Raw genomic sequence first — 25,927 nt, forward strand, 5'->3', positions numbered from 1 at the left:
CCCTATCCGGCGACGGTGACCCAGCCACCGTCATTCATCGACGCGACGAGGGCGTGGGCGATCTTCGTGGTGGTCAGCGCCTCGTCGATGGTGGCGGCCTCCTCAGGCACCGTGCCCGCGAGGGAGGCCTGCACCCAGGCGGTCAGTTCGCGCCGGTAGGCGGTCTCGAAGCGGGGGCGCCAGTCGGCGGCGTACGCGGCACCGCGGGTCAGGTCGGCGCTGACGATCAGGGGTTCCGCATCGTTGAGAGAGGGTGGGTTGGGCAGTTCGACCGAGGCGCGTTCGCACACGAGTTCGCACCGCACGTCGTAGCCGTACCGGGCGTGGACCTGCATGGAGACGGAGTGCAGGACGCCGTCGGCATCCTTGAGCAGCAGCAACTGCGGGTCGTGACGCTCGGGCAGCAATGACGTCGTTCGGCCGGCCGTCCACAGCACCTCGGCGATCGGGGTGCGGGTCAGCCACGGCAGGATGTCGATCTCGTGCACGGCGGAGTTGGTGATGGTCGCGCTGGACGGGCTGCCGGGGTAGGCCTCGACGTTGCGGTGCACCGAGTGCGTCATCAGGAGTCGCCCGTCGACGCCCGAGTCGAGGCGCTTGCGCAGCGCGACGTAGCCGGGGTCGAAGCGGCGCATGAACCCGACGCTGACCAGCGGGCGGGCGAGCGCGGCGTGCCGCTCGGCGACCTCCAGGGCCTCCTCGACGGTGGGCGCGAGCGGCTTCTCGCACAGCACCGCCAGGCCCGCGTCCATCGCGGCAAGCGTGGTGCCCGCGTGCAGGTGATCGGGGGAGGCGATCACGACCGCATCGACCAGGCCGGAGGCGATCAGTTCCTCCCCCGTCGAGAAGACCGCCTCGGCGCCGTGGCGCTCTGCCACCTCGCGCGCCCCGTCGAGGTTGATGTCGGCGATCGCCGTCAGGCGGGCACCGGACACCTCGGTCGCGAGCAACCTGGCGTGGTCGCGTCCCATCACTCCGGCGCCGATGACGCCGACCCGCAGCATGTCGGTCATGTGGTCTCTCTCCTGGTTGACGCGACGAGGGCCGGCGGTCGCCAGCCCTCGTCTTCGTGGTTGTCGTGTCGGATCAGGCGGCCGCGAGGCGGCGGCGCTTCTCCTCCGAGGCGGTGCGACGCACGTCGATGAAGACGGCGACGATGATGACGGCGCCGATGACCATGAACTGCACGTCGGACTGCGCGTTCATGATGGTCAGGCCATTGCGGATGACGGCGATGATCAGGCAGCCGATCAGGGTGCCCCACACCGTGCCCTTGCCGCCGGTGAACGATGCGCCGCCGATGATGCAGGCCGCGATCGCGTCGGTCTCGTAGTTGCCGCCCATGGCCGCAGACGGGTTCGCGACGCCGGAGCGGCCGACGATCACGATGCCCGCGAGGGCCGAGACGAAGCCGGAGAGGCCGTAGACGAAGGTCAGCACCCGGTCGGTGTTGATGCCAGACAGGCGGGTTGCCTCGGGGTTACCGCCGACCGCGTAGATCGAGCGGCCCAGTGCTGTTCTGGTCAGCAGCAGGTGCAGCAGGGCGAACGTCAGGAGCAGCGCCAGGAACGAGCCTGGGATGCCGTTGAACCCCGCACCGCGCAGGAAGTCCGCCGACCCGAGCCAGGTCACCGCGTCCGGGAAGCCCGAGATGGTGCGGGTGCTGACGACAAAAAGCGCTAGTCCTGCTAGCACGAACTTCATGCCGAGCGTCGAGACGAAGGGGTGGGGCAGTTTCAGTTTGGTCAGGAGCAGGCCGTTGACGACGCCGACGAGGGTGCCCGTCACGATCGCGGCCACCAGCAGCAGGATCGGGTTGGTGAGGCCGAAGGTCGACATCAGCATCGCCATCACGCAGGCGCTGAGGATGGCGTTCGCGCCGACCGAGAGGTCGATGCCGGCGGTGATCAGGACAACGAGCATGCCTGCGGAGAGGAAGCCGTTGACCGCCGTCTGACGCAGGATGTTCATGCCGTTGTTGACGGTGCGGAACTCGGGGGCGATCACCGACATCACGATGACCAGGATCGCCAGGGCGAGCAGTGGCGCCAGCGCCCGCAGGATGGCCGCTACGCGAGGGTTGTTCTTCATGCTGTCTTCCGTTCTCCCCAGGCTGCCTTCATGATGTCGTCCTCGTTGAAGTCGGGATCGTCGCGGCCGATCTCGGCCATCACCTCGCCGCCGCGCATGACGATGACGCGATCGCTCATCCCCATCACCTCGGGAAGTTCGGAACTGACCATGATGATGCACTTACCTGCGCTGGCAAGCCTGTTCATGATGTTGTAGACCTCGACCTTGGCGCCCACGTCGATGCCGCGGGTCGGTTCGTCGAAGAGATAGATCTCGGCGTTGGAGTTGATCCACTTGCCGATGACGACCTTCTGCTGGTTGCCACCGCTGAGTTTCGACACCTGGTTCTCGGCGTCCGGGGTCTTGATGCGCATCGAGGCGATGGACTCGTCGCACATCTGCGTGACCTTGCCCTTGTCGAGCAGCGGCCCCTTCTCGACCTTCTTCAGGGAGGCGAGGATGAGGTTGGTCGCGATCGACTGGTTGAGCACGAGGCCCTGCCCCTTGCGGTCCTCCGTCAGGAAAGCGATGCCCTTCTGGACGGCCCGCTGGGGCGACGCGATGGTGACAGGCACGCCGTCGAGCAGTACCTCGCCGCTGTCGATGGGGAGGTCGCCGAAGATGGCCCGCATGGTCTCGGTGCGACCGGCGCCGACCAGGCCGGAGAAGCCGAGGATCTCGCCGTAGCGGGCCTGGAAGCTGACGCCCTTGATGGTGCCAACCGAGGTCACATTCCTGAACTCGATCGCGACCTTGCCCGGCGTCGTGTCGACCTTGGGGAACTGGTTCTCGACGTTGCGTCCGACCATGGCCCGGATCAGCTTGTCGTTGTCGAGGTCCTCGATGTTCTCGGTGACGATGTGCTGTCCGTCGCGCATCACCGTGACGCGGTCACAGAGGATGAACAGCTCCTCCAACTTGTGCGAGACGAACAGGATCGCGACGCCGTTGGCCTTGAGGCTGCGGACCACCCGGATCAGTTGTTCGACCTCGCTCTCGCCGAGGCTCGAGGTGGGCTCGTCCATGATGATGAGCTTTGCGCCGGTGAGCAGCGCCTTGGCGATCTCGACCATCTGCAGGACGCCCATCCCGAAGATGCCCGCCGGCTGGGTGACATCGACGTTGATGCCCATCGACGTGAGGAGTTCCTCGGCCTTCGCGTGCATGGCGGTGTAGTCGAGGAGACCGCCGCGGCCCTTGATGAACTGGTTGAGGAAGATGTTGTCCGTCAGTGACAACTGCTTGACGATGTTGAGTTCCTGGTAGACGCAGGCGATGCCGGCGTCCTGCGACTGGCGAGGGGCCGTGAAGCGCTGCGGCTCGCCGTCGACCAGGATGTCGCCCTCTTCCGGAACATAGACGCCGGTGAGGACCTTGATGAGGGTGGACTTGCCAGCCCCGTTTTCGCCGATCAGGCCGTGGATCTCCCCCGGTTCGATCGACAACCCCATGTCGCGCAGGGCGACGACACCGGGGAAGCGCTTCGTGACGTTACGAAGTTCAACGATTGCGGTCATGGTGTACCTGCCTTGAGTGTCGGGCTGGAGGGAGGGCTCGACGCGTGGTCGAGCCCTCCTCCTGGTTCAGGCCCGACGATCAGGACTCGCCGGCCAGCTGCTTCTCGAGCTTGGCGAGGTACTCCGCGGCGTTCTCCTTGGTCACGACGGTGGAGCCGGTGTCGATGAAGCTCTCGACCTGCTCCTTCTTGACGGTCTTCACCGCGGCCTCGACGGCCTTGTAGCCCATGCCGAAGGGGTCCTGCGCGACGGTCGCGGTCACGTTGCCGTCGATGACGTTCTGGACGCCCGCCTTGATGCCGTCGAAGCCGATGATGACCATGTCCTTGCCAGCGGCCTTCACGGAGCGGGCGGCGCCTGCGGCCATGTCGTCGTTGTTGGCGACGACCACGGTCACGTCGGGGTTCGAGGTGAGGACGTTCTCCATGATGGAGGCGGCCTTGTCGCCGAGCCCCTCGCCGTACTGCTGCACGGTCACGTCGACGCCGCCGGACTTGAGGCCAGCGGTGAAGCCTGCCTCGCGGTCGTCGGAGGTGGTGTTGCCCTTGACGCCGCCGATCCAGACGGCCTTGGCGCCCGAGCCTGCGATCTTGGAGGCGTACTCGCCGCCGGACTTGGCCGCGGCCTCGTTGCCGGTGCCGATGTAGCTGACCTTCTTGTCGTACGGGGCGTCGGTGTCGACGAACAGGATCGGCTTCTCGGTGTCGCCGATGACAGACACGACGGAGTCGGGCTGGAGCGGGGAGATGACCATGGCCTGGATCGAGTTGTCCGCGAGCATCGTCTCGAGCATGGCGTTCTGCTCGTCGTAGGCGGTCTCCGAGGCGGGGCCCTGGAGCGCGACGGTGACACCGAGGTCCTTCTCGGCCGCCTTGACGCCCGAGACGACGTACTGCCAGTACTCGCTGGACAGGGTCTTCAGGACGACGCCGACCTTGATCTTGCCGCCGGCGTCACCGCCGCCGTTGCTGCCACCCGTGCCCGGCTCGCTGGCGCCCATGCTGCACGCGGAGAGCAGCACCGCTGCGGAGATCAACCCCGCAAAGAGAGACTTCTTCATTGATTCCTCCAAGTATTCCCGGGTCGCGTCACCAATGACCGCCACACCCAATGCCGCTATTCTGTGCCAGGAAACGGTCCTTGTCAAAACATATGAGAAGTTTGTCTGCTCAACCGTCGCGACCGTGCCCTGATAAGGCTGGATGCCGCGTTGGCAGGCGAAATTGTTATCGCGCTGTGACCTTTGGTCGGCCATTCTGCGGCGCCTCCGGAGCAACCTCCCCGGTACATTGTACGGATATTTGTCACCTACCAGGGTGCGTCGACGCGGCCCGGGATCCCATCCGCCCAGGTCAGCCGCTCAGACCGGGTGCAGCAGGGCGACGACGGTGCCCAGGATCTTGTTCACCAACGGGTCGGGCGGGGCCCACAGGTCGTGCCTTGCCGGGGTCACCTCGATCTGCTCGCCGTCGCGGGTCACCGAGGCCGTCGCCAGGTGGATCCGGTACGACCCGACCGTGACGTGCCGCTGCTCCAGCCCGACGCGCGGGTCGCCCAGTTCGGCGAGCAGGTGGCCGAGGATCTCGCGACGGGTGGCGAGGATGCCGTGCGGGGTCTGCGGCAGCGCGTCCCAGCCGATCTCCGGAGAGGCCTCGATCCCCACGGCGGAGACGCTGACGAGCAGGTCGGCCGAGCGCAGCAACTCGGACAGCACCACCTCCGGGCGACCCTCGGGCGCCTCGGCCGGGCGTGCGTGGCCGAAGTCGGCGTCGAGGGCGGCGTCGCGGACCTCCAACCGGAACAACCGCGCCTGCCCCTCGGAGAACGGGTTCAACTCCCGGTCGCAGGACAGCACGACGCGGACCTCGGCCGCCTTACGCGAGAACTCGTCGAGGCTGCTCGTCCAGCCCTCTTTCCTCGCGACCCCCATCAGGACGTGGACGTCGACCCTGATGCCCGCGACGTCGAACGGCTCGGAGTAGAACTCCCGGTCGATCTGACGGATCGGCTGGTCGATCCGCTCGGCGATGATCCTGCGTCTCCACAGGTCGCGCCCTTCCGCGTCGCTGGAGCGCGGATGCCACAGCCTGACGGTGGCCTCGGGCAGCGCGACGGGCGAACCGGAGGCGTCGGCCCAGGCGTCGCGGGCGCCGAGGAAGCTCGAACCGTCGTCGGCGACCCAGATCAGCCGGGACGCGGCGTCGGCGAGTTCGGGCCTCGCGTACAGCGTCGCTACCCAGGCGTCGGGGCTCCACTGCGCGTCGCGGAGCCAGCCGTGCTCGAGCGTCGTGAGCCACGCGCCGAGTTCACGCTTGCCGAACGTCGCACCCTCGGGCACCCGCAGCCCCCACGGCATCGCGGGCAGCGCCGCCCGGGCATCGGCGACGTACTTGCACAACTTCTTCACCACCGAGGCGTTGCGGCACCCCGCCCTGACGCGCTCCATCCCGGCGATGGCCTCGGGGGTAGGGACGCTGACGATGGCGCGGGCGAGCGCGTAGACCGCCGCCTGCGACGGGAGGGTCTTTGCCGCGCCGGGCGCGACCGACGCGAGGTCCATGGCGTCGATGCCGAGGCCGACCCAGTCGGCGTCGACGGCGAGCGCCGTCAGCAGCGCGCGCTCGAGGACCGCCGCCTCGTCCTGGGCGAACAGCTTGTCGGAGCGGTACTCGCGGCTCCCCTCGCGAACCTGCCTGCCGCGCTCGGCTGCGGCCCGCAGCGCCGCCTGCGCGAAGTCGACCCAGCGAGGGTCGGCCGCGAGCGCGCGGGCGTGGGGCAGCAGTTCGGTGGTGAGGCCGGCGTACTCGTCGAACAGCACCGTCCACGAGTCGTAACTCGACGGGGCGAGGCCCTCCACGAGATCGCGTTCCACGTCTGCGAGGTCGGCGCCCACCAGGTCTTCGGCCATGTCAGGAGCTTAGGCGCCGCCAGGCCCAGGGTCACCGGACGGCGGCGACCGCTTCGACGATGTCGTCGCGGGAGGGACCGGCCATCAGCCGCTGCCCCCGCTCCCCCACCACCAGGAGCATCGGGTGGCGGGCCCCGAGCGCATCGAAGACGTCGCTGTTCACGATCAGCACGTCGTCCAGGACGTCCCTCACAAGGTGACCCTCGGGGCGACTCTCCGGTCGCCCCGGCATCGCAGGGTAGGGCTCGCCGGTGGTCAGGTCGACCACCCGGCCGTCCCTGTAACGGCCGGGGAGGCCGTGTACCGATTCGCGCGTCATACTCCCAGAGATCTCCAGCCCACGGGTCTCGAGATCGGTCTCCACAACCTCGCCCGAGGCGGGGTCGATGATCCCGACCACATCCCGCAGGGTGTCGACATAGACCGGGGCGCCGTCGACGTCGTAGCACTTCTGGCCTATCTGCCACCGGAGGTCGGTAGCGCGGACGTCCCCGGTGCCGAGGTCGGCCACCCGGACAACGCCGCCCTTCCGGTCGAGAGCGATGGCCCGATCCCCGTAGATGCTCACCGACTGCGGGTCGAGACGCGCCTGGGAGGGCTCCCCCGTTGCCATGTCGACGACCAGAATCCGGTCAAACTGCGACACGGCTACCCAGTCCTGCTGGGCCTTGAGTAGCAGGGGCATCTGAGGCCCTGTGCCGCACCACGTCTCAGGGAGGACCGTGCCGGGGACGCGCCACAGTTCGGCCCCGGTCGCGGAGTCGTATCCCGTCACGCTTCCGCCACCTGTGACGGCCAGCGTCCCGGAGCCGACGGCGCTCGGTGCGCCGTGAGAGGGAAGCGTCCACAACACCTTGCCCGTAGCGGCGTCGACCACGCCGCCGTGCTCCGACCCAGGGACCGACGAGGCGAAAAGGGTTCCGCCGGCAGCCTGTAGGCCACCGAGGTCTGCCTCCCACAGCGTCTCCCCGCTCGTGAGGCTGACGCCGCTCGCCCCGGAGGGGCCATGGAAGACGAGCACGTCACCGACCAGCGCGACGGGCCACTCCTCAATGTCCGGCCCTCCCCCGATCCTGATGACCAGCGAGGGGACTGCGAGCATGATGGCGGCCAGCAGGCAGCCGATCACGGCGCCGCGTCTTCCCCAGCGGGTGGCGACCGTGTAGATCAGCGCGACCGCAGCGAGGCCGAGGCCGATCCACCATGCGACCCACCCGAGTTGGAAGATCAGCGCGGCGACCGCGAGGCCGATCCCGAGCGCCACGAACCCGACCGCCCACCACGGTGTCCTTGCCCGCATGTGTCCTCCTCGCTCGGCGAAGCCCCAGTGTGGCAAGCGGCGGGTCCACCCGGCTCCGACAAGGCCTGGGGACGACGATGGCCCCGCGGAACTCGTCCACGGGGCCATCGATGCGTGCGCTCAGGCGCGGGGCTCAGGCCAGGGCGGCGAGGGCCTCGAAGCTGGCCTTGGCGTTGGCGACCGGGCCGCCGTCGGCCGGGGGCTCCTCGTCGAGCATGATGTCCTGCTCGAGCACCCAGTAGCCGTCGAAGCCGGCGCTGTCGAGCAGCCCGACGATCGCGGCGAAGTCGATGTCGCCCTGGCCGATCGGGGTGAACATGCCGCCCTTGATGCCCTCGCTCCAGGTGAGCTCACCGGGCAGCAGCTTGTCGGTCATGGCCTTGTTGACGTCCTTGGCGTGCACGATGTCGACGCGGTCGGCGTACTTGCGCACCAGTTCGACGACGTCGGCGCCGCCTGCGGTCAGGTGGCCGGTGTCGAGGCACAGGCCGACCGTCGAGTTGTCGAGCACGCGCTCCACCTCGTCGACGTTCTGGACCATGGTTCCCCAGTGGGGGTGGATGCAGGCGGTGACGCCCTGCGCCGCGCAGACCTCGCGGATCCGCGACATGTTGTTGAACAGGGTCGCCCAGCCCTCCTCGTCGAGCTCGGGGCGGTCGTCGTAGCCGTCCTGGCCGGAGTCGGCGGCCAGCACCAGGAACTCGCCGCCTGCCGCCTCGAACGCCTTCAGCTCCTGCTCGACCTGCGGGATCGGGTCGAAGCCGGGGTCGTGCATCACGGCGAGGAAGAACGAGCCGACGGGCTTGAGGCCGAACCTGCCGACCACGGCGGCCCGCTCCTCAGCGTCGACGGGGAGCCAGCCCTGCGGGCCGAACTCGGTCGCCGTCAGGCCGATCTCCTTCATCTCGGTCAGCACGCGCTCCGGCGTCATCTGGTAGCCCCAGTTCGGGACCTCGCACACGCCCCAGGAAATGGGCGCACCAGCGATCTTCATGTGTGTCTCCTTGTTGTTCGTGGGTTGACGGGCGATGCCCGGTCGATCAGAGGTAGTGGCGCTGCGGGGCGCGGTCGCGGACGTAGTCCTCGAAGGCCTGCTGCGTCGATTCGAGGCGCGAGACCTCGCTGACGGGGACGTCCCACCAGCTCGATCCGGGCGGGTTCGGGCCCATCAGGTCGGTCTCGATGTGGATCATCACCGCGCGGTCCATCTCCTTGGCCTCGGCGTAGGCCGCCTTGAACTCGTCGATGGTCTTCACGCGCAGCACGTTGATGCCCCACGACTCGGCGTTTGCCGCGATGTCGACGGGCAGCAGTTCGCCCTTGCCGGAGCGGTACTTGGTGCCGAAGCGCTGCGATCCGCGCGACTCCGACAGCGCGCCGATCGACGCGAAGCCGTAGTTCTGCAGCAGCACGAAGATGACCTTGACGCCCTCCTGGACGATGGTGGCCAGCTCCATGGGCAGCATCTGGTAGGTGCCGTCCCCGACGATCGCGACGACCTCGGAATCGGGGAACGCAAGCTTGACGCCCATCGCGGCGGGGATCTCGTAGCCCATGGTGGAGAAGGCGTACTCGACGTGGTACTGCTTCGGGGTGCGGGCCTGCCACAGGCACTGAAGGTCGCCCGGCATCGAGCCCGCCGCGTTGATCACCACGTCGTCGTCGCCCAGCAGTTCGTTGAGCGCGCCGAACACCTCGGTCTGCGCCGGGAGCGGCTGGTTGCCGACGGTGTAGCACTGGCGGGTCGCCTCGGCCCACTCGTCGCGCAGTTTGGCGATCTCGGCGGTGTAGGACGCGTCGACGCGGTACCCCTCGAGCGCGGCGGTGAGCGCCACGAGCGCCTCGCGGGCGTCGGCGACGACCATCTCGGCGGAGTGCTTGGCGGCGTCGAAGGCGCCGACGTTGATGTTGATGAACTTCACGTCGGGGTTCTTGAACTGCGTGTGCGACGCGGTGGTGAAGTCGGAGTAGCGGGTGCCGATGCCGATGACGACGTCCGCCTGGTCGGCGATCGCGTTGGCCGACGCGGCGCCCGTCGAGCCGACGCCGCCGACGGCGCACTCGTGGTCGAAGTTGATGGCGCCCTTGCCCGCCTGCGTGTCGGAGACCGGGATGCCGGTGGCCGACGCGAACGCGCGCAGTTCCTCGGAGGCGAGCGAGTAGATGGTGCCGCCGCCGGAGACGACCATCGGGCGCTTGGCGTCGCGGATCGCCTGCGCCGCGCGCTCGATGGCGATCGGCTCTGGCGCGGGGCGACGGATCCGCCAGGTGCGGGGACGGAAGAACTCGACCGGGAAGTCGTGGGCCTCGGCCTGCACGTCCTGCGGCAGCGCGATCGTGACGGCGCCGGTGTCGGCGGGATCGGTCAGCACCCGTAGCCCGGCGAGCAGCGACGGGATGAGCTGCTCGGGGCGCTCGATCCGGTCGAAGTAGCGGGAGACGGGCCGGAAGCAGTCGGTCGCGGCCGTCATCAGCGACGTCGGGTCCTCGACCTGCTGCAGCACCGGGTCGGGGTTGCGGGTAGCGAACTGGTCGGAGGGGAACAGCAGCACCGGGAGCCGGTTGGTGGTGGCGAGCGCCGCGCCAGTGACCATGTTCAGCGCGCCGGGGCCGATCGAGGAGGTGCACATCCACGTCTGGCGGCGGTTGGTCGCCTTCGCGAACGCGGCGGCCGCGTGGACCATGCCCTGCTCGTTGCGGGGCATGATGTAGGCCATCTCGCCGCCGTCGGGGGTGGGGTCGATCTCGTTCTGCAGCAGCGCCTGGCCGATGCCCGCGACGTTGCCGTGTCCGAAGATGCCCATCGCGCCGACGATGAGGCGGTCGGTCTCGCCGTCGCTCTCGACGAACTGGTTGACGAGGAACCGGATGATGGCTTGGCCGACGGTGAGTCGCACGGTCTCGCTCATGGAAGTCACTCCTGGGGGTTGAGGGGGGTCATGGGAAGGCGCGGATCGACGTCCGAGTCATTCCAGGTTTCGCGGATCCACGTGTGGTGCGGATCGTCGGTCATCAGCCAGGTCGAGTCCTCGGCAGGCCCCGCCATGACGTTGAGATAGTAAAGGTCGTACCCAGGGGCGGCGACGGAGGGGCCGTGATAGCCGAACGGCATCACGACGACGTCACCGGAATGCACCTCGGCGCACACGTCGATGTCGCCCGCGGGCGAGGGGTAGATGCGCTGCAGAGCCATGCCTGGCACGTCGCCTCGGCCCGGCCGCACCTCGTAGTAGTAGATCTCCTCGAGCACCCGCTCGACGTCGGTGTGCTCGTCGTGCTTGTGGGGCGGGTAGCTGGACCAGTTGCCGCCGGGGGTCAGCACCTCGCAGACCAGCAGGTGCGAGGTCTCGACGGCGTTGCCGAGCGCGTAGTTGTTGACCTGGCGCGAGCAGTTGCCGGTGCCGCGCAGGCCGGTGCCCACCTCGGTGACCGGGCAGTAGCGAAGCGGCTTGTCGGTGGTCGCCTTGGAGCCGGGCAGCGCGAAGCGGCCGCCGTCTGTGCTGCTGATGGTGATGGTGGTGCGCCGCGGGACGTACAGGTAGTCGGTGATCGCCGTCCACACCTCGGGGCGTCCGTCGAGGTCGATCCGTTCGTCGTCGGAGGTGACGGTGCAGCCGCCGTTCAGCGGGAGCACCAGGATCTCCTCCTCGCCGGTCTCGACGGTCTCGGAGCCGCCGGCGGGCAGGTTCAGCACGCGGATGCTGCTCCATTCCCAGCCGGCCCGACGGGGGTCCACGTCCGTCTCGAACTGGCCGTGCGCCGTGGATCCGGCGCGGATCACATAGGTGTCGTTGTCGCTCACAGGACCTCCACGATTCGGTCGACGTTTGCCGCGACGTCGCCGTCGCGCGGGAACAGCAGGGAGCGCCCGAGCACGAGGCCCATGGCGTTGGGTTGGGCAAGCGCATCGCGCCAACTGGCGACGGCCGCGTACGGGTCGTCGGGCACGTCGCCGCCGAGCATCAGGCAGGGAAGCGTGGTGGCGGCGACGGTGCGTGCGACGTCGGCGGTGCACGGGATCTTCAGCCAGGTGCGCGCCGATGTGTTGCCGAGCGCCGAGGCGATGGTGATCGACCGGATGATGGCCTCCGCGTCGAGCGCGTTGACGGGCCCGGCGGGTGAGGACGTCGCCATGAACGGCTCGATCACCGCGATCTTCTCGACGGCCGCCAACTCGCTGACGAGCCGCCCGGCACGCTCAAGCATCGCGGGGGTCGCCGGGTCGTCCAGGTCGATCCGCAGCAGCATCTTGCCGCCGTCGAGGCGTGCCGCGACGATGCCGGCCGGGTCGTAGGCCGTGACGCGGTCGTCGACGCCGAACCGGGCGCCAGCCAGGCCGGAGCGGTTCATCGAGCCGAGCACGACCTTGTCCTCGAGCGCGCCGAGCACCGCAAGGTCCTCGACGAGGTCGGGGGTGCCGAGGAAGCCGGTGACGCCCGGGCGCGACAGGGCCGTGATGCAGCGCTGCAGGTAGTCCTCGCGATCTGCCATCGCCATCTGGTCGCCGCCGGCGGCGAGCGAGTTGCGTCCGGGTGGTCGGCCGCGACGAACAGGGCTTTGCTGCGGTCGGCGGGAAGGTTGCCCTGGCCGCGGGTCGCGAGCGCCTCCGCGAAGGCCTCTGGCTGGTGGAAGCGCAGTTCTGCGAGTCGACGGATCAGGCTCATCGCGACCACACGTCCAACGCCCGGGTGACCTCGGGGTGCTCGGCGAGCAGCGCTTCGACCTCGGCCTCGGTCGGCATGATCGAGGCGCACTCGATGTGGGTGGTGGCGATCGCCCCTGCTGCGGAGGCGAACTCGATGATCCGGTGCGGGGCCCAGCCCTCCAGGAGGCCGTGGCACACGGCCCCACCGAACGCGTCGCCCGCACCGAGCCCGTTGACCACCTCGACCGGGAAGGCGGGCATGAACGCGCGCTCGTTGGCGGACTTCACGAGCGTGCCGACCGGGCCCTGCTTGACGATGGCGATCGTGACGCCCATCGCGAGCAGCGCATCGGCGGCCCGCTCGGGGTCGCTCTCCCCCGTGGCGATCCTGCACTCCTCCACGTTGCCGATCGCGACGTCGACATGGGGAAGCACGTCGCCCATCGCGCGGCGGGGCACGCCCTCGTCGGCCCAGAAGCGTTCGCGGTAGTCGAGGTCGAGCACGATGGTCGAGTCGACGGCGGCCGCGACCACGGCGTGGTGCGCCGACCGGGACGGCTCGTGGGCGAGCCCGGTGCCGGTCAGCCAGATGATCTTGTACCTGTCGAGGTCGACCGGCAGGTCGCCCGGGCCGATCTCGAGATCTGGTGTGGTGGGTTGACGGTAGAAGTAGAGCGGGAAATGGTCCGGCGGAAAGATCTCGCAGAACGTCACGGGGGTGTTGAACCGGTCGTTGACGACCACCTCTGACGCGTCGACTCCGAAATGTTCGAGTTCCGAGATGACGAACCGGCCGAACGGGTCGTCCCCGACCCCGGTCAGCGCCGTGACGCGGTGCCCGTACCTGGCGGCCGCGACGGCGACGTTCGTGGCCGAGCCGCCCAGGAACTTGCCGAAGACCTTGACGTCCTCAAGCTTGACGCCGACCTCCAGCGGGTAGACATCCACGCTGCATCGACCGATGACAAGTACCTCGGGTGCCCGCGAGTCATCCACCACCATTGGCGACCTCCTACGTCTGCGTTTCAGTCTGCCAGCCGGACGTCGCTCGGGTCAACTCTTTGTGTGTACATAGAGGGGGTATTCCCTGCCGCTATGATCCCCTCTACCATGGGTTTGGCCACCCCAGGGCAAAGTTGCCACCGGGCCCGACGCTGCTAGGAGTCACCATGGAGGAGACATACGCGCCGCCGATCGTCATCGATCGCGCGTCTGCGACCCCTTTGTATGAGCAGATCGCCCGCCCCATCGAGGCTGCCATTCTCTCGGGGAGCTTCCGGCCGGCGCCATGATCGAGGACGAGGTGTCGATGGCCAACCGGCTAGACGTCGCCCGCCCCACCGCCCGCCGCGCGCTACAGGAACTGGCGAACAAGGGCCTGCTCACTCGGCGCCGAGGTGTCGGCACCCGCGTGACCCCTCCGCACGTGCATCGCCCCATGAAGCTGAGCTCGCTCAACGAGGACCTCGCGGAGGCGGGCTTCGTGCCCACCACGAAGGTGCTGAGCTACCAGGTCAGGCAGGCCACCGCGAAGGAGGCCGAGCAACTCGGCCTCGGGCCCGACGACGGGCTTCTCTCCGTCAGCAGGCTCCGCTACGCCGACGATCACCCCCTGGCCGTGCTCACCAACCTGATCCCCCTCGACATCGCCCCCACCTGGCAGGAACTGGGCGAGGCGGGCCTGTACCAGTGTCTCCACAACCGCGGCATCGACATCGCGTCGGCGACCCAGGAGATCGGCGCTCGGGGGGCGACGCAGGAGGAGGCGTCGACCCTCGGCGAGCAGCCCGGCGCCCCGCTGCTGACGATGCACCGGGTCGGCAGGACGCTCGAGGGTCGTCCGGTCGAGATCGGACAGCACATCTACCGCCCGACGCTGTACTCCTTCCGGTTCGCGCTCTTCACCTCCTGAGCCTCCTCAACGGCCGAATTGGCACACACATGTGGCGTATGTGTGTACAAATACTTGACTGGACCCGGACATTGGGGTTCACTGGTTCGCGTTGGCATGCGGCATTGACGCCGCGTGCAGAGCAGTCCACCAGGAGCCAAGGATGAGCAACATCGATTACACGCCCGGGCCGTTGCTGACGGCCGCACAGACCACCCCCACCGCGCTGTGGAACGACTCGTCGGACCTCGATGAGTTGCGCCAGTCCATCTCGTTCGGCGGGGTCGGCGCGACGTGTAATCCGGTGATCGCCTACACCGTCATCAAGTCCAACATCGACGTGTGGCGCCCGCGCATCAAGGCCATCGCCGACGCCAACCCCACCTGGGGAGAGGCCGCGATCGGCTGGCAGGCCGTCAAGGACCTGTCGGTGGAGGCCGCGGAGCTTCTCAAGCCGATCTTCGACGAGCACAACGGCCGCAACGGCCGCCTCTCGGTGCAGACCGATCCCCGCTTCCACCGCGACGCGAAGGCGCTGGCCGACCAGGCGGAGGAGTTCCACCACCTGGCCGAGAACATCGTCGTGAAGATCCCCGCCACCAAGACGGGCATCGAGGCGATCGAGGACGCCACCTACCGCGGCGTCAGCATCAACGTGACGGTCTCGTTCTCCGTGCCGCAGGCCGTCAGGGCCGCCGAGGCGATCGAGCGCGGGCTGGACCGGCGCGCCGCCGAGGGCCACGACATCTCGCAGATGGGCCCCGTCGTCACCATCATGGTCGGCCGCCTGGACGACTGGCTGAAGTCGGTCGTCGCCCGCGACTCCATGTTCATCGACCCGTCCGCGCTGGAGTGGGCGGGCGTCGCGTGCGCCAAGAAGGCCTACCAGATCTTCCAGGAGCGCGGCTTCCGCTCGCGCGTCCTGTCCGCCGCGTTCCGCAACGTGCTGCAGTGGTCCGAACTGGTCGGCGGCGACCTGGTCGTCTCCCCGCCGTTCAAGTGGCAGGAGATCATCAACGCCTCGGACTACCAGGTCGTCGACAGGATCAACGAGCCGGTCCGCAAGGAGTACCTGGACGAGTTGATGCGCATCGAGGACTTCCGCAAGGCATACGACGTGGACGGCATGACTGAGGAGGAGTTCGAGCAGTTCGGCCCGACCCGCAAGACGCTTCGTCAGTTCCTGGCCGCAGACGCCGACCTCGATCAGCTCGTCACCGACATCCTGATCCCCGCCCCTGATCTTCCCTTCCCCCTAGGAGAACCCCCATGCTTCGTGTTGCCGTCATCGGCGCCGGTCGGATCGGCAAGGTGCACGCCCAGACCGTCGCGTCGCACCCGCAGGCCGAACTCGTCGCCGTCTGCGACCCCATCGGAACCGCCGCCGAGGACCTCGCCGCGCGTTTCGGCGCCAAGGCCTACAAGGACGCGGACGCACTGTTCGCCGACGCGGACGTCGACGCCGTCATCATCGGCTCGCCGACCGCAGCGCACGCCCCGCAGGTGCTCGGCGCGACCCGCGCCGGCAAGGCCGTGCTCGTCGAGAAGCCGGTCGCCAAGGACGTCGAGGAGGCCCGCGCCCTCGAGGCCGAGTTAGCCACCTTCGACCACCCGCCCGTCATGGTCGGCTTCCAGCGCCGCTACGACCCGTCGATCCGGCGCGCCAAGGAACTCGCCGACGCGGGCGAACTCGGTGACATCGAGCAGGTCGTGATCGTGGCCCGCGACCCGCAGCCGCCGTCGGCCGAGTACGTCGCGGGCTCGGGCGGTCTGTTCAAGGACATGACCATCCACGACTTCGACGAGGCCCGCTTCTTCATCGGCGACATCGTCGAGGTGAGCGCCTTCGGCCAGAACGTGCTGCCTGAGTTGAAGGGCACCGGCGACTTCGACGCGGCCTTCGTGCTGCTGCGCGGCAAGGACGGCGCGGTCGCGTCGATCACGAACAACCGTCGCTGCGTCACCGGCTACGACCAGCGCCTCGAGGTGCACGGGTCCAAGGGCTCGGTCAGCATGGACAACTGGCGCGAGACGACGCTGTCGGTCAACACTGCGGAGACCTCCGGGGTGCAGCAGCCGTACCTCAACTTCTTCCTGCAGCGCTACGCAGACGCGTATCGCGACGAGTTGACGGCCTTCATCGACGCGATCAACAACGGCACCGAGGTGTCCCCGACGGTCGCCGACGGTGTCGCGGCCCTCGTGGTCGCCCAGGCGGCCGAGGAGTCTGCCCACTCGGGCAGGACGGTCCGCTTGGACGCCTGAGCCTGGCATTCGCAGGGCGCCGCTCGACTACGGTCGGGCGGCGCCGTCCTCGTTCCCGGTCGCACGCGTGGGTCGGGCGCCTGGGTCGGACGGCGTTGGCGTTGGCGTTGGCGTTGGCGTTGGCGTTGGCGTTGGCTTGGCGTTGAGCAGCATTACACGTTCGACGCGCTTGCGAGCGCATTTGCACGTTCCAGACCGAATCGACCGTCGACTACTGCTCAACGCCCAGGTCGCACCACCACATCAGTCCGCGGGCAGCCCGACCTTCGCCTTCGGCCAGGACCGGCCGCGGGTGTCCTTGAGGATGTCGTACTCGACGTCGACGTGCGGCTCGATCGCGCTGTACTTGTCGTTCGGGGCGCCGATCACCAACTGGAAGCCCAGCCCCCGCCAGGCGCCGATCGCGCGCTTTGTGAAGTGCGCATCCGCCTTGATCAGGGCCTCGTCGAGGAACACCGGCGCGTAGCGCGGACGCTCGGCCCCCGCGTCGCCGAGTTGGTAGCGCAGCGCCGCCCCGACGATGAACGCGATCAGTTCCTGCGACTCGCCACCGGACTTCTCGCCGATGTGGTCGTACAGCGCGACGTGCTCGCGGCTGCCTGCCCGCACCCGCTCCGCGCTGACCCTGACGTGGTTGCGCACGTCGATCAGGTCGGAGAAGTCCGGCGCCGTGCGGCGGATCCGCTGGATCAGCTTCGCCATCCGCGTGTAGACCTGCTCGCGGGCCGCGTCGTCTTCGGCGGCGTCGATAGCGGCGCGCACGTCGCGCAGTTCGCGGCGGAACCTGGTGCGGACCGCCGAACTGCTCTCCTGCGTCGCGATCTGGAGCCGGAACCCGTCGTCGTAGAACGGTAGGTCGGCCATGATCTGGTTGATCGGCTCGATCCGCTCCCGGATCTCGCGCACGGCCCGCGACAGCGACGCGTCGAGGTTGGTCAGGTCGTTGCCGGAGAGCTTGAGCAGCGAGTCGCGCCACTCCGTCTCCAACTCGTGCAGCCCGCTGGCCTCCAGGTCGTCCATGATCCGCTCGAAGTCGGCGACCGACTCGTCCGGGTCGGCGAGCAGGTTCGGGTTGGGCCACCGCTCCAGGAACGACGTGAGGCTCTGGCGCAGCCGCTCGCGCGACTCGCCGAGCGTCTCCTGCGCCGCATCCCGGTCCGAGCCGAGCTTGGCGGAGGCCTGCCGCAGCGCCGCGTCGAAGCGGCCCAGTTCCTCGGTGCGCGACTCGTCGCCGGCGGCGCCGCCCAGTTCGAAGCGGGCGTCGAGGTAGGAGCGCTGCCCCGCGGTGAGGGCGCGCTCGTCGTCCTCCGCGGCGTCGACGACCTCCTGCGCGGCGTCGACCTCGTCGACGGTGGCGCCGAGGGCCGCGTCCGCCAGGTCGTGTTCCTGGCGGGCCCGTCCGATGGCCTGCTGCAGGTCGGCGACCTTGTCGCGCGCCTTGGCGATCTGGTTCTGCACCCGGGCGATCTCCGGGTTGCCGGAGGTGACCTCGTCGATGACGCGCGACCACCGCTCAAGCTCGGTCTCCAGCCCGGCGACGTCGACCTGGTCCCACGTCACGTTGGACACCTCGGCGTAGGCCGTGCGGCGCGCCTCGAGGTCGTCGAGCGCCCGAGCCGCCCGGTCGACCGCGTCGATGGCGTCGACGAGCCGGAACCGGGTCTCGTCGATCCGGTCGGTCAGCAGCGAAAGCCGTCGCTGGTTGGAGAAGCCGAGGACGTTGTCGGTGCCGTGCCCGCCATGCGCGCCGGAACTGCCGCGCGCCATCTGGCCGGTGACGGTCAGCGCCATCTTGTGTCGCGAGAGCGCCGCCGGGTTGTCGACGCACACGTAGCCGAAGCGCGCCTCGAGGCGCTCCTGCAGCCAGCCGGTGAACTCGGTGCGGCGGTAGTCGAGGCGCCCGGGCAGTGTGTCGTCGTCGAGCCGTTCGGCCTGCGGGACGCCGGTGTGGACGCCCTCGTAGCGGAGCCGGACCCGTGAGCGCACCGAGTCGATGGCGGCGCGGAACGCAGGCAGGTGTGACGCGTCGATGAGCATCGTGGTGGCGAAGCCGCCCAGCGCGAGGTTGAACGCCTCGCGCCACTGCTCGTACTCGGTGCGGACCTCGACCAGTTCGCCGACGAACGGCAGATCGTCCGGGGTCAGCCCCGCGACCTTTGCGAGCAGGTCGCGGGTCTCGTGCAGGTGCCGCGGGATGTTGTCGCGGCCAGTCTCGACGACGCCACGCTCGGCCTCCAGGTCCGCGACCTCGCGTTCGACGGCGCGCTTGGTGCCCTGCGCGTCGGCGTAGACGTCGCGGGCGACGGCCTTCGCGTCCCGGTCGGCAAGCGCTGCGCGGGCCTGGTCGGCGAGCTTGCCGAACGAGCCCGCCGACGTGACGCTCGCGCCGAGCACCTCAAGGGCCCCGTCCAGGCGTTCGCGTTGACGGCGGACCTCGGCGAGGCGCCGCTCGGTCTCGCGCAGTTCGCGGCGGGCGTTCTCGAGTCGGTCGCCTCCCGACGCACGAAGCACGTCCTCGAGCCCCTCGCGCTCGGCCTCCGCCGCGTGGGCGAGCGCCGTCCGCTCCCTGACCAACGCGTCGGCCTTCTGCTTGCGCAGCCGCTGCTCCTCCTCGACCTCACGCAGCAACCCGAGGCGTCGCTCGGCCTGCCACAGCGTCGCGGGAGAGGTGGGATCGGAGAACGAGCCGACGGCGTCGATCACGCGCAGCCGCTCGGCGGCCTCGTCGATCTTCTCGCGCAGCCCCCGGATCGGGTCGAGCGCGCGGAGTTGCTGGCGCGCCGTCAGCATCCGCTGCCGGGTCGACTCGAGCCCGTCGAAGTGGGCAACGACGGCGTCGGCGGTGGCGAGCGTCTCGGGCTCCTCGATGACCATCTTCTTGTAGAGGTCGTCGACGGTGGTGATCTGCTGGCCCGCCTGGATGCGGGCGAGCAGGCTCATGGCCTTGGACCCGGCGCCCGCCGCCCCGATGCCGAGCGTCGAGTGCAGCTTGGCGGAGAACTCGCGGTCGGTGGCGACGGTGTCGAGTCCGGTCGCCCGGACGGCGGCGTCGCCGAAGCGCTGCGCGACGGCCGGCTCAAGGGAGCGCAGGTCGAAGTCGCCCGCGCGGAACCCACGGACCTTGATGGTGTCGTCCAGCAGTCGGGCGCTCGCGGGGATGTACCAGGCGCGCACCGCCGTGAACCGGGCGCCGTCCTGGTCGCCCCAGGTCATCGCGATCGCCGTCCAGGTGTCGACGCCGTCGCCGCGCAGCACCCGGAACTTGGTGCCCTCCTCGGTGCGGGATTCGTCGAGCTTTCCGCGGCCGTAGGAGAGGATGTTGCGCTGCTCCTGGCCGCGCGGCCTGCCGACGATGCCGCCGTTGGAGGCGCCGTTGAAGGGGGTGGTGTGGGGCATCATCAGGGCGATGTAGCCGTCCATCAGCGTGGACTTGCCGGAGCCGGAGCCGCCGCACAGCAGCGTCGCCGTCGGCGAGAAGCGGACGCGGTGCACGCCGTCGTAGCCGCCCCAGTTGACCAGTTGCAGGTCCTCGGCGAGCCACTGCTGGCCGCGCGAGGCGGCCGGGATGAGCCCGAACAGGGTGTCGAGCATGCTCATGCGAGGTCCTCCTCCTGGTCGGTGGGCTGCGCATTCTGGTCACGCAGCCAGGTCTTGAGTTCCTGCAGCCGCTTAAGGCTCAGCACGATCTCGACGAGCGGGCTGATCCGGTAGCGGCCCTCGGATTCCTCCTCGACGACGCCCTCGGCGCGCAGCCGGGCCAGCGCGTTGCGGATGGCGCGCTGCCTGCGGGCGATGTCGCCGTCGACGTCGGTGAAGTAGGTCAACACCGTCTGCTCGATCTCCTCGACGTCGACGCGCGCGGACGACTCGCCCGCGGTGCGCTCGCGCTGGAAGACGGTGCGCAGGTTGATCAGCACGAGCGTCTCGACGCGGGTGTAGGACTCGTCCTTGAGCAGGATCGGCACCTCGAGTTCGTCGGAGCGGACCTGCGTCTTGTAGGCGACGCCGCGGTCGTGGTCGACGACGAGGCGCACGTACAGGTCGCCGAGCCGGGACTCGATGACCTGCTGGTTGTCGAGCAGCACCTTCCACTGCGCGGCGTTGCGGTCGGCGAGCAGGAAGCGGCGCTGCAGCAGTCGCACCAGCACGTGGCGGACCTCGGGTTCGAGGACGCCGCGGTCGCCCGCGTACAACTCGTCCGGATCGTCCTCCATCGAGACGGGCTCGATGAACGGGCCGTCGAGGGCGATGTCCTGCGTCATTGGTCTTCTCCTCGGGTGGTGCGGGCCGTGACCGACCCGAACGCGAAGCGTCGGCTGGTGCCGTCTGGCCGCAGGGCCTCGACGACGGAGATCGTCTCGGCCTCCGTCATGCCGTTGCGGTGGGCGATCTCGAGCAGGCCGAGCAGGTCGACGGGGCGGCGCGCGTCGTCCGGGACCGCCTCGAAGGCGGCCGCCAGGTCGAAGGATTCGCCGTCGGCGAAGGCCGCGAGGTGGTCCTCGAGGGCGCCGTAGTGCGGTCCGCCCCAGTTGCGCGTGTCCGCGTCGACGAAGTCGGCGTCGGCGTCGCCGTCGGCGAGGGCGTCGGGGGTGCTGCTGGGGCGGATGTCGCCCAGGCTCTGGCGGAGGTGGCCGACGTCGGCGATGGGGAGGCTGCGCAGCGGCTCGACCGTCTCGCCCCGCTGCGAGCTCTGCATCCAGCGATGGAAGCCGCTCATCACGTCGCGGAGGAGGTCGTCGACCTGGCGGTCGCGGATCGGGTCGTGGGTGCGGACCTGGGTCGTGATGACGTGCGAGGCGCGGCGCTGCGCGACCAGCACCTCCTGGACGCCCTGTTCGACGCGGCGCGAGATCGCGGCCAGTTCGGCGCGCTGCTCGGGGTCGAGTAGCCGGACGAAGCGGTGGTGCAGCACGACGCCCAACTGGTGGGTGAGGTCGTCGATGCGTTCGGGGTCGCCGATCAGGCGAAGCGCCCCGGAGAAGGCGCGGCCCTCGGGGGTCGACTCCATCACCTGCTGGCCGCGTTGTAGGTACTCGCGCAGCACCTCGCCGGTGGGGCGGATGTCCTGGCGCAGGTCGGTGACGACGTCGCGCTGCATGGCCTTGATGGACTCGGCGACGCGGGCGAAGTCGGCGGGCAGTTCGCGGGCGAGGTGCAGGACGTTCTCGGCCTCCTCGAGGAGTTGCTCGTCGCCGACCTGCTCGGGTCGCTCCCCCGCCGCGAGTCGCGCGATCTCGTGGTCGAGTTGGTCGCGCTCGGCGCGGAGCCGATCGATCCGGGCGCTCGGGTCCGGGTCGGTGGTCTCGGCGAGGTGCTCGACGGCGTCGAGCAGCGTGCGGACGCGGGAGGTGGTGACGCGGGTGCGCGCCCCGCCGACCCGGCCCGCGATCTCGAGCGCGCCGACGGCGTGGGCGGAGAGGCGGTAAACCTCGACGTCGTCGTCGATCTGGGGCAGCAGCCAGCCGACCTTTACCCACTGTCGGCAGAGCTCACGGGCGGTGCCCGCGGGCAGGTGCCAGGGAGAGTCGTCGTCGCCGTAGCCGGCGCCGCGAAGCTGCTCGAGGACCTCGCCGACCTCGACGTGCGCGTCGGCCACGGCCACCTTCGGCCGGTCGGGCGTGAACACCATGGACAGGGCCGTCACGACGAACGGCGCGAAGCGTCCGTGCAGCAGGTCCAGCATGGGGTTCTTGAAGGCGGCGGCCGAGCGCTGGAAGGCGGCCTCCACATGGGTGTTGCTCATCGGCGGCCAGCCTAGTTCGCCTGGTCGCCCGGCGCATTTCGAGAGCCGCGCTCGTTGAGCGGACCCACCGCTCGTTGAGCCGGACGGCCGACGAAGTCGCGCGTCCGCGTCGAAACGTCCGCAACGACCACGCCTATCCGACCCGAGACCGACGCTCGGCGCTCGGACCCTCGACAAGCTCGGGGGAACGGTCCCGCTCGTTGAGCCGGACCTCCCACCGCTCGTTGGGCCGGACGGCCGACGAAGTCGCGCGTCCGCGTCGAAACGTCCGCAACCCGAACGCAGACCCGCCCGAGACCGATGCTCGGCACACGGACCCCTCGACAGGCTCGGGGAACGGTCCCGCTCGTTGAGCCGGACCGCCGACGAAGTCGCGCGTCCGCGTCGAAACGTCCGCAACCCGAACGCAGACCCGCCCCGAGACCGATGCTCGGCACACGGACCCCTCGACAAGCTCGGGAAACGGAAACCGTTCCCGGAGAAGCTCCGGGAACGGCGACCGCTCACGCGGGGTTCGTCAGTTGATGACGCGGACGGCGGCCTTCAGCGGCATCGACTTGAGACTGGTCACGCGGACGCCGGTGCGACGGTTGGCCGCGTCGACGACCTTGCCGTTGCCGATGTAGATGCCCACGTGGCTGATCGGCGAGTAGTAGAAGACCAGGTCGCCGGGCTTCAGCGCGTTGAGGGCGACGCGCTTACCGACGCGCGACTGGCTGCGCGAGGAGTGCGGGAGGGAGATGCCGACCTGGCGGTAGGCGTACAGCGTGAGGCCGGAGCAGTCGAAGGACGAGGGGCCGGTCTTGCCGTAGACGTAGCGGCTCCCGACCTTGCTCAGTGCCGCGGCGACGACCTTCTGTCGCTTGGCGTCTGCGCTGGAGACGGCGGCTTTCGGCGCAGCCTTGGCCGCGGCCTTCGGGGCCGGCTTGGCGGCGACCTTCGGGGCCGGCTTCGGAGCCGTCTTCGTCGTGGTCGGCGGGCGGTAGTTGGTGTCCGCCTGGGCCTCCGCAACGGGGGCGACGCCGACGAGGACGCCGAGGAAAGCGGTGAGAATCACGAGCACTTGGCGCTTGAACACGGGTGCCCCCTTTCGGGTGGGGTCAGTAATGACGAGAAAACGTAACACCCACACCTGAGAATCTCCAAGCTTTTTCTCAGATCAATTTCTCGACCTCGGACCGAACCGAGGCTGGCCACGCTCAGATCACGCCCTCCTACACTCAAGATTCCTTGCGTCGTCTCAGGCTTTCCTCAGAGTCAACACGCCGCGGTTCCTCACCTGCGACCGCCGGCCGAGAAACCCTCCTCGCGGAGGCGAATGTCGGCGGCACCTAGACGCTCCGCACAGTTTCAGTCGGCGTTGAGGATCCCGTCGGCGACCAGCGCTTGCAGCAGATCCTCGGCAAGGATGGCCGTCGACAGAGCGACCTGCTGCGGGTCACCGACGCCCGACTCCGCCCGTCCAGCCATGAAAGACCCGATTGCATCCGCGCCCGACGCGAAGTTGACCTCGAGAGATCGCAGCGCTTCCACGGTGGTCTCACGGCTGATCTCGTCACCCATGAGGCGGATGAATCGGTCGACCAGTTCCTGGGTCTCGATGCTTCGAAGAAGCCGGTACGCATCGTGCGCGTCCTTGTCGTTGAGCCGGGTGGGCCGAGCGAGCCGCTCTGTGATCTTGTGGATCTTGGCGACGAGGAGCGCAGCGGGACCTGCGACCTTCGCACTGATCCGTCGCCCATCCTGGGCATCGAGTGCGCAAATCTCTTGAATGTCGTAGTCGACGAGAGTCGCTTCGATCCCCCGCGCTCTCCGTGCCGAGCGGTCGCCGTGTGGTGGAATGCGAACGCTGCGGCGCGCATTTCCCGCTAGCCGCTCTGGAACCATGAGGTCCACGGGAATGCCGTCGGCAGTCAGCCAGGCACCGGGTTGCTCGTCGGGCAGGAAGCCAGCAGAGAGCATCGCCTGTTCAATCAACGGGTCATCTTGAAGGGCGCGGGGGTCGAGGGAGAAATCACTATCCTTCGTGGCGGGCGCAAGAGCGACATCCAGGTCACCCGTTCGCAGGTAGACGGCTTGCGCTCCGATGACGATCAAAGCGTCTCGCTGCTTCTCCAGCGCCTCGAGCGCATCCAGCAAGGCCTCTCGCGCCCGGATGAAGAGGCTCTCCGAATCACCGCCAGTCATCTTCATGCCCCACCATCCACTCGATCAGTTCTTCCGCTTCACTTGGCGCCCTTCCCGGACCGTTCAAGAGGTCTGCGGCCACCTGAACGGGGGCGGCGACCGAGAGTCCGTCCTGACGCTGCCTGGCACCGCGCATGAGCACCTCGTAGGCAGGCTCCGCGATCAACACGTTCGCCCCAGTCTCAGTTGGACGCAAGCCCCACTGCCGTGCGATCTCCGACGCATTAGTTGCATACGCATGGACCGATCGGGCTGGCGCGTAGGCCGCCCACGTGGCAGCGGCGACAGACCCAGTGACCACATAGCTGGCGGGGTTCGTCTCGATCGCGGCACGGATCACGCTGTCGACTCCGCGCGGGGCGATCCACCGCGAAACAGTGTTGGTGGTCAGGAACTCATAGTCCGCACACCATCGACGAAGAACCGACACCCAACTTGGTACCGCCAGAGCCCCATCCTTGCGTCGCACAAGGAGGTCTTCGGTCTCCAGGAACTCCACGACACGGTAGACAGACCCAGTAGAGGCCTGCGACGAGGCCACTAGCTCCCTGATTCGCATGGGCCCGGGTGCATCAAGGAGGGCCCGGACGACTTGCGCAGCGGGGGCACCCTTCAAGGTTCCGCGAGGTCGCCCGGGACCTCTCCACGGGTCCCGATCCAATCCACGGTCTGCAAGGAACAACGCAGGCGAATCGGAGCGGACGCGGACATTGCCTGTGGCATCGACGAATGACAATCCCACGTCCTCGAGCCGCTGGCGCACCGTCGGGGACAGGTAGCGCGCGGCAACAAGGCCGATGTCAGAGGTTTCTCTGGCCCTGGATAGGAGTTGATCTCCGATGCGCTGCACGTCGCGGGGTTCGACAAGCCTCTTCGTCTCAACCAGGACACGCAGCGCCGGTCCGGTCGGCGCGGTAACGACCACGATGGCATCGGCACCAGAATCGGAGGCTGGTATCTCGAGCTCGCCCACGGACCACCCAGACGGAAGTCGTTCCTGAAGGGTGCGCTGCACGATTCCGAGCAACATGCGCTCGGTGAGCTGCGGTGGATGTTCGCTGACTGCAGGCATGTTCAGATAATACAGCCTTTCCGCAGCGTACGGAAGATAGCGATTTCCAGAACATCGTCATTGGTCGCCCCGTGGAGGCCACGACCGCACCAAGCCCTCGCACCACGCCCAACGTTGCAGCGGGTGGCCTCGAGCCTACGAATTGGTCCCGGTGAGCATTGAGCAAGGGACAAGCGAACGATCGATCGTGAACACCACCACGCTCACGATGAGGAACAGGACCAAGATCACCAAGAGGATCAAGAGAAAGATCACCAACAGGCTTAAGAGCAAGATTCACCAAGAGGATCAGGACCACGATGACGGGCACGGGCGCTCAGCCCGGC

Annotated in this window: 19 protein-coding genes and 1 pseudogene; 3 read left to right on the forward strand and 17 right to left on the reverse strand. The window is 68.6% G+C overall.

The genetic code is table 11. From position 1 onward, the window contains the following. Positions 1-2: 2 nt before the first annotated feature. From BW730_RS13955 to iolC, 11 genes are all read right to left on the reverse strand, one after another. Entirely contained in the window at positions 3-1,013 is a 1,011-nt protein-coding gene (locus tag BW730_RS13955) for a Gfo/Idh/MocA family protein (protein ID WP_077686792.1), read from the reverse strand. 73 nt (positions 1,014-1,086) lie between these two features. Then, positions 1,087-2,091: an ABC transporter permease gene (locus tag BW730_RS13960; RefSeq protein ID WP_077686793.1), complete on the reverse strand. Its 1,005-nt coding sequence runs from the start codon at positions 2,089-2,091 to the stop codon at positions 1,087-1,089. Then, positions 2,088-3,590: a sugar ABC transporter ATP-binding protein gene (locus BW730_RS13965; protein WP_077686794.1), complete on the reverse strand. Its 1,503-nt coding sequence runs from the start codon at positions 3,588-3,590 to the stop codon at positions 2,088-2,090. The genes BW730_RS13960 and BW730_RS13965 overlap by 4 nt, the downstream gene beginning before the upstream one ends. A 79-nt stretch (positions 3,591-3,669) precedes the next feature. Continuing rightward, a complete protein-coding gene (locus BW730_RS13970) occupies positions 3,670-4,650 on the reverse strand; it encodes a sugar ABC transporter substrate-binding protein (RefSeq protein ID WP_158522674.1) in 981 nt (326 codons plus the stop codon). Between the two features lie 300 nt (positions 4,651-4,950). After that, on the reverse strand, positions 4,951-6,498 hold the full coding sequence (locus tag BW730_RS13975) for a DUF4132 domain-containing protein (protein WP_077686796.1): 1,548 nt from the start codon (positions 6,496-6,498) through the stop codon (positions 4,951-4,953). 31 nt (positions 6,499-6,529) lie between these two features. Next, positions 6,530-7,798 carry an outer membrane protein assembly factor BamB family protein gene (locus BW730_RS13980; RefSeq protein WP_158522675.1) on the reverse strand — a complete coding sequence of 423 codons (1,269 nt, stop codon included), beginning with the start codon at positions 7,796-7,798 and terminating at the stop codon, positions 6,530-6,532. Between the two features lie 133 nt (positions 7,799-7,931). Beyond that, entirely contained in the window at positions 7,932-8,792 is an 861-nt protein-coding gene (locus BW730_RS13985) for a sugar phosphate isomerase/epimerase family protein (RefSeq protein ID WP_077686798.1), read from the reverse strand. Positions 8,793-8,838: 46 nt separating this feature from the next. Beyond that, entirely contained in the window at positions 8,839-10,716 is a 1,878-nt protein-coding gene (gene iolD / locus BW730_RS13990) for a 3D-(3,5/4)-trihydroxycyclohexane-1,2-dione acylhydrolase (decyclizing) (RefSeq protein ID WP_418082018.1), read from the reverse strand. Continuing rightward, positions 10,713-11,600, reverse strand: a complete 888-nt coding sequence (iolB, locus tag BW730_RS13995) for a 5-deoxy-glucuronate isomerase (RefSeq protein WP_077686800.1) — start codon at positions 11,598-11,600, stop codon at positions 10,713-10,715. Before iolB ends, iolD begins: the two co-directional genes overlap by 4 nt. Further along, a complete protein-coding gene (locus BW730_RS14000; protein ID WP_226996828.1) occupies positions 11,597-12,289 on the reverse strand; it encodes a Cgl0159 family (beta/alpha)8-fold protein in 693 nt (230 codons plus the stop codon). Before BW730_RS14000 ends, iolB begins: the two co-directional genes overlap by 4 nt. 169 nt (positions 12,290-12,458) lie before the next feature. After that, positions 12,459-13,445: a 5-dehydro-2-deoxygluconokinase gene (gene iolC / locus BW730_RS14005; protein WP_077686801.1), complete on the reverse strand. Its 987-nt coding sequence runs from the start codon at positions 13,443-13,445 to the stop codon at positions 12,459-12,461. 286 nt (positions 13,446-13,731) lie between these two features. Here iolC and BW730_RS14010 point away from each other — a divergent pair, with 286 nt between their 5' ends. The 3 genes and pseudogenes from BW730_RS14010 to iolG all read left to right on the forward strand — a co-directional run bounded on the left by BW730_RS14010 (position 13,732) and on the right by iolG (position 16,599). After that, a complete protein-coding gene (locus BW730_RS14010; RefSeq protein ID WP_226996829.1) occupies positions 13,732-14,355 on the forward strand; it encodes a GntR family transcriptional regulator in 624 nt (207 codons plus the stop codon). Positions 14,356-14,497: 142 nt separating this feature from the next. Beyond that, positions 14,498-15,571, forward strand: a pseudogene (locus tag BW730_RS14015) (transaldolase family protein); the annotation flags it as partial. Positions 15,572-15,603: 32 nt separating this feature from the next. Further along, positions 15,604-16,599, forward strand: a complete 996-nt coding sequence (iolG, locus tag BW730_RS14020; protein ID WP_077686802.1) for an inositol 2-dehydrogenase — start codon at positions 15,604-15,606, stop codon at positions 16,597-16,599. A 243-nt stretch (positions 16,600-16,842) separates the two neighbouring features. Here iolG and BW730_RS14025 read toward each other — a convergent pair whose 3' ends face one another. From BW730_RS14025 to BW730_RS14050, 6 genes are all read right to left on the reverse strand, one after another. Next, positions 16,843-20,196 carry an ATP-binding protein gene (locus BW730_RS14025; RefSeq protein WP_077686803.1) on the reverse strand — a complete coding sequence of 1,118 codons (3,354 nt, stop codon included), beginning with the start codon at positions 20,194-20,196 and terminating at the stop codon, positions 16,843-16,845. Next, positions 20,193-20,861 carry a DUF4194 domain-containing protein gene (locus BW730_RS14030; protein WP_077686804.1) on the reverse strand — a complete coding sequence of 223 codons (669 nt, stop codon included), beginning with the start codon at positions 20,859-20,861 and terminating at the stop codon, positions 20,193-20,195. Before BW730_RS14030 ends, BW730_RS14025 begins: the two co-directional genes overlap by 4 nt. Beyond that, entirely contained in the window at positions 20,858-22,342 is a 1,485-nt protein-coding gene (locus tag BW730_RS14035; RefSeq protein WP_077686805.1) for a DUF3375 domain-containing protein, read from the reverse strand. The genes BW730_RS14030 and BW730_RS14035 overlap by 4 nt, the downstream gene beginning before the upstream one ends. 517 nt (positions 22,343-22,859) lie before the next feature. Beyond that, positions 22,860-23,420 carry a C40 family peptidase gene (locus BW730_RS14040; RefSeq protein WP_226996830.1) on the reverse strand — a complete coding sequence of 187 codons (561 nt, stop codon included), beginning with the start codon at positions 23,418-23,420 and terminating at the stop codon, positions 22,860-22,862. 272 nt (positions 23,421-23,692) lie between these two features. Beyond that, entirely contained in the window at positions 23,693-24,535 is an 843-nt protein-coding gene (locus BW730_RS14045; RefSeq protein WP_077686807.1) for a hypothetical protein, read from the reverse strand. Then, entirely contained in the window at positions 24,516-25,601 is a 1,086-nt protein-coding gene (locus BW730_RS14050; protein WP_077686808.1) for a hypothetical protein, read from the reverse strand. The genes BW730_RS14045 and BW730_RS14050 overlap by 20 nt, the downstream gene beginning before the upstream one ends. Positions 25,602-25,927: the final 326 nt, after the last annotated feature.

It is taken from the genome of Tessaracoccus aquimaris, assembly GCF_001997345.1.
Taxonomy (GTDB): Bacteria; Actinomycetota; Actinomycetes; order Propionibacteriales; family Propionibacteriaceae; genus Arachnia; species Arachnia aquimaris.

Excerpts from the sequence above, each read along its gene's own strand:
- BW730_RS13955 (WP_077686792.1), bottom strand. The coding sequence starts at position 1,013 with ATGACCGACATGCTGCGGGTCGGCGTCATCGGCGCCGGAGTGATGGGA.
- BW730_RS13960 (WP_077686793.1), bottom strand. The coding sequence starts at position 2,091 with ATGAAGAACAACCCTCGCGTAGCGGCCATCCTGCGGGCGCTGGCGCCA.
- BW730_RS13965 (WP_077686794.1), bottom strand. The coding sequence starts at position 3,590 with ATGACCGCAATCGTTGAACTTCGTAACGTCACGAAGCGCTTCCCCGGT.
- BW730_RS13970 (WP_158522674.1), bottom strand. The coding sequence starts at position 4,650 with ATGAAGAAGTCTCTCTTTGCGGGGTTGATCTCCGCAGCGGTGCTGCTC.
- BW730_RS13975 (WP_077686796.1), bottom strand. The coding sequence starts at position 6,498 with ATGGCCGAAGACCTGGTGGGCGCCGACCTCGCAGACGTGGAACGCGAT.
- BW730_RS13980 (WP_158522675.1), bottom strand. The coding sequence starts at position 7,798 with ATGCGGGCAAGGACACCGTGGTGGGCGGTCGGGTTCGTGGCGCTCGGG.
- BW730_RS13985 (WP_077686798.1), bottom strand. The coding sequence starts at position 8,792 with ATGAAGATCGCTGGTGCGCCCATTTCCTGGGGCGTGTGCGAGGTCCCG.
- BW730_RS14000 (WP_226996828.1), bottom strand. The coding sequence starts at position 12,289 with ATGGCAGATCGCGAGGACTACCTGCAGCGCTGCATCACGGCCCTGTCG.
- iolC (WP_077686801.1), bottom strand. The coding sequence starts at position 13,445 with ATGGTGGTGGATGACTCGCGGGCACCCGAGGTACTTGTCATCGGTCGA.
- BW730_RS14010 (WP_226996829.1), top strand. The coding sequence starts at position 13,732 with ATGATCGAGGACGAGGTGTCGATGGCCAACCGGCTAGACGTCGCCCGC.
- iolG (WP_077686802.1), top strand. The coding sequence starts at position 15,604 with ATGCTTCGTGTTGCCGTCATCGGCGCCGGTCGGATCGGCAAGGTGCAC.
- BW730_RS14025 (WP_077686803.1), bottom strand. The coding sequence starts at position 20,196 with ATGAGCATGCTCGACACCCTGTTCGGGCTCATCCCGGCCGCCTCGCGC.
- BW730_RS14030 (WP_077686804.1), bottom strand. The coding sequence starts at position 20,861 with ATGACGCAGGACATCGCCCTCGACGGCCCGTTCATCGAGCCCGTCTCG.
- BW730_RS14035 (WP_077686805.1), bottom strand. The coding sequence starts at position 22,342 with ATGAGCAACACCCATGTGGAGGCCGCCTTCCAGCGCTCGGCCGCCGCC.
- BW730_RS14045 (WP_077686807.1), bottom strand. The coding sequence starts at position 24,535 with ATGAAGATGACTGGCGGTGATTCGGAGAGCCTCTTCATCCGGGCGCGA.
- BW730_RS14050 (WP_077686808.1), bottom strand. The coding sequence starts at position 25,601 with ATGCCTGCAGTCAGCGAACATCCACCGCAGCTCACCGAGCGCATGTTG.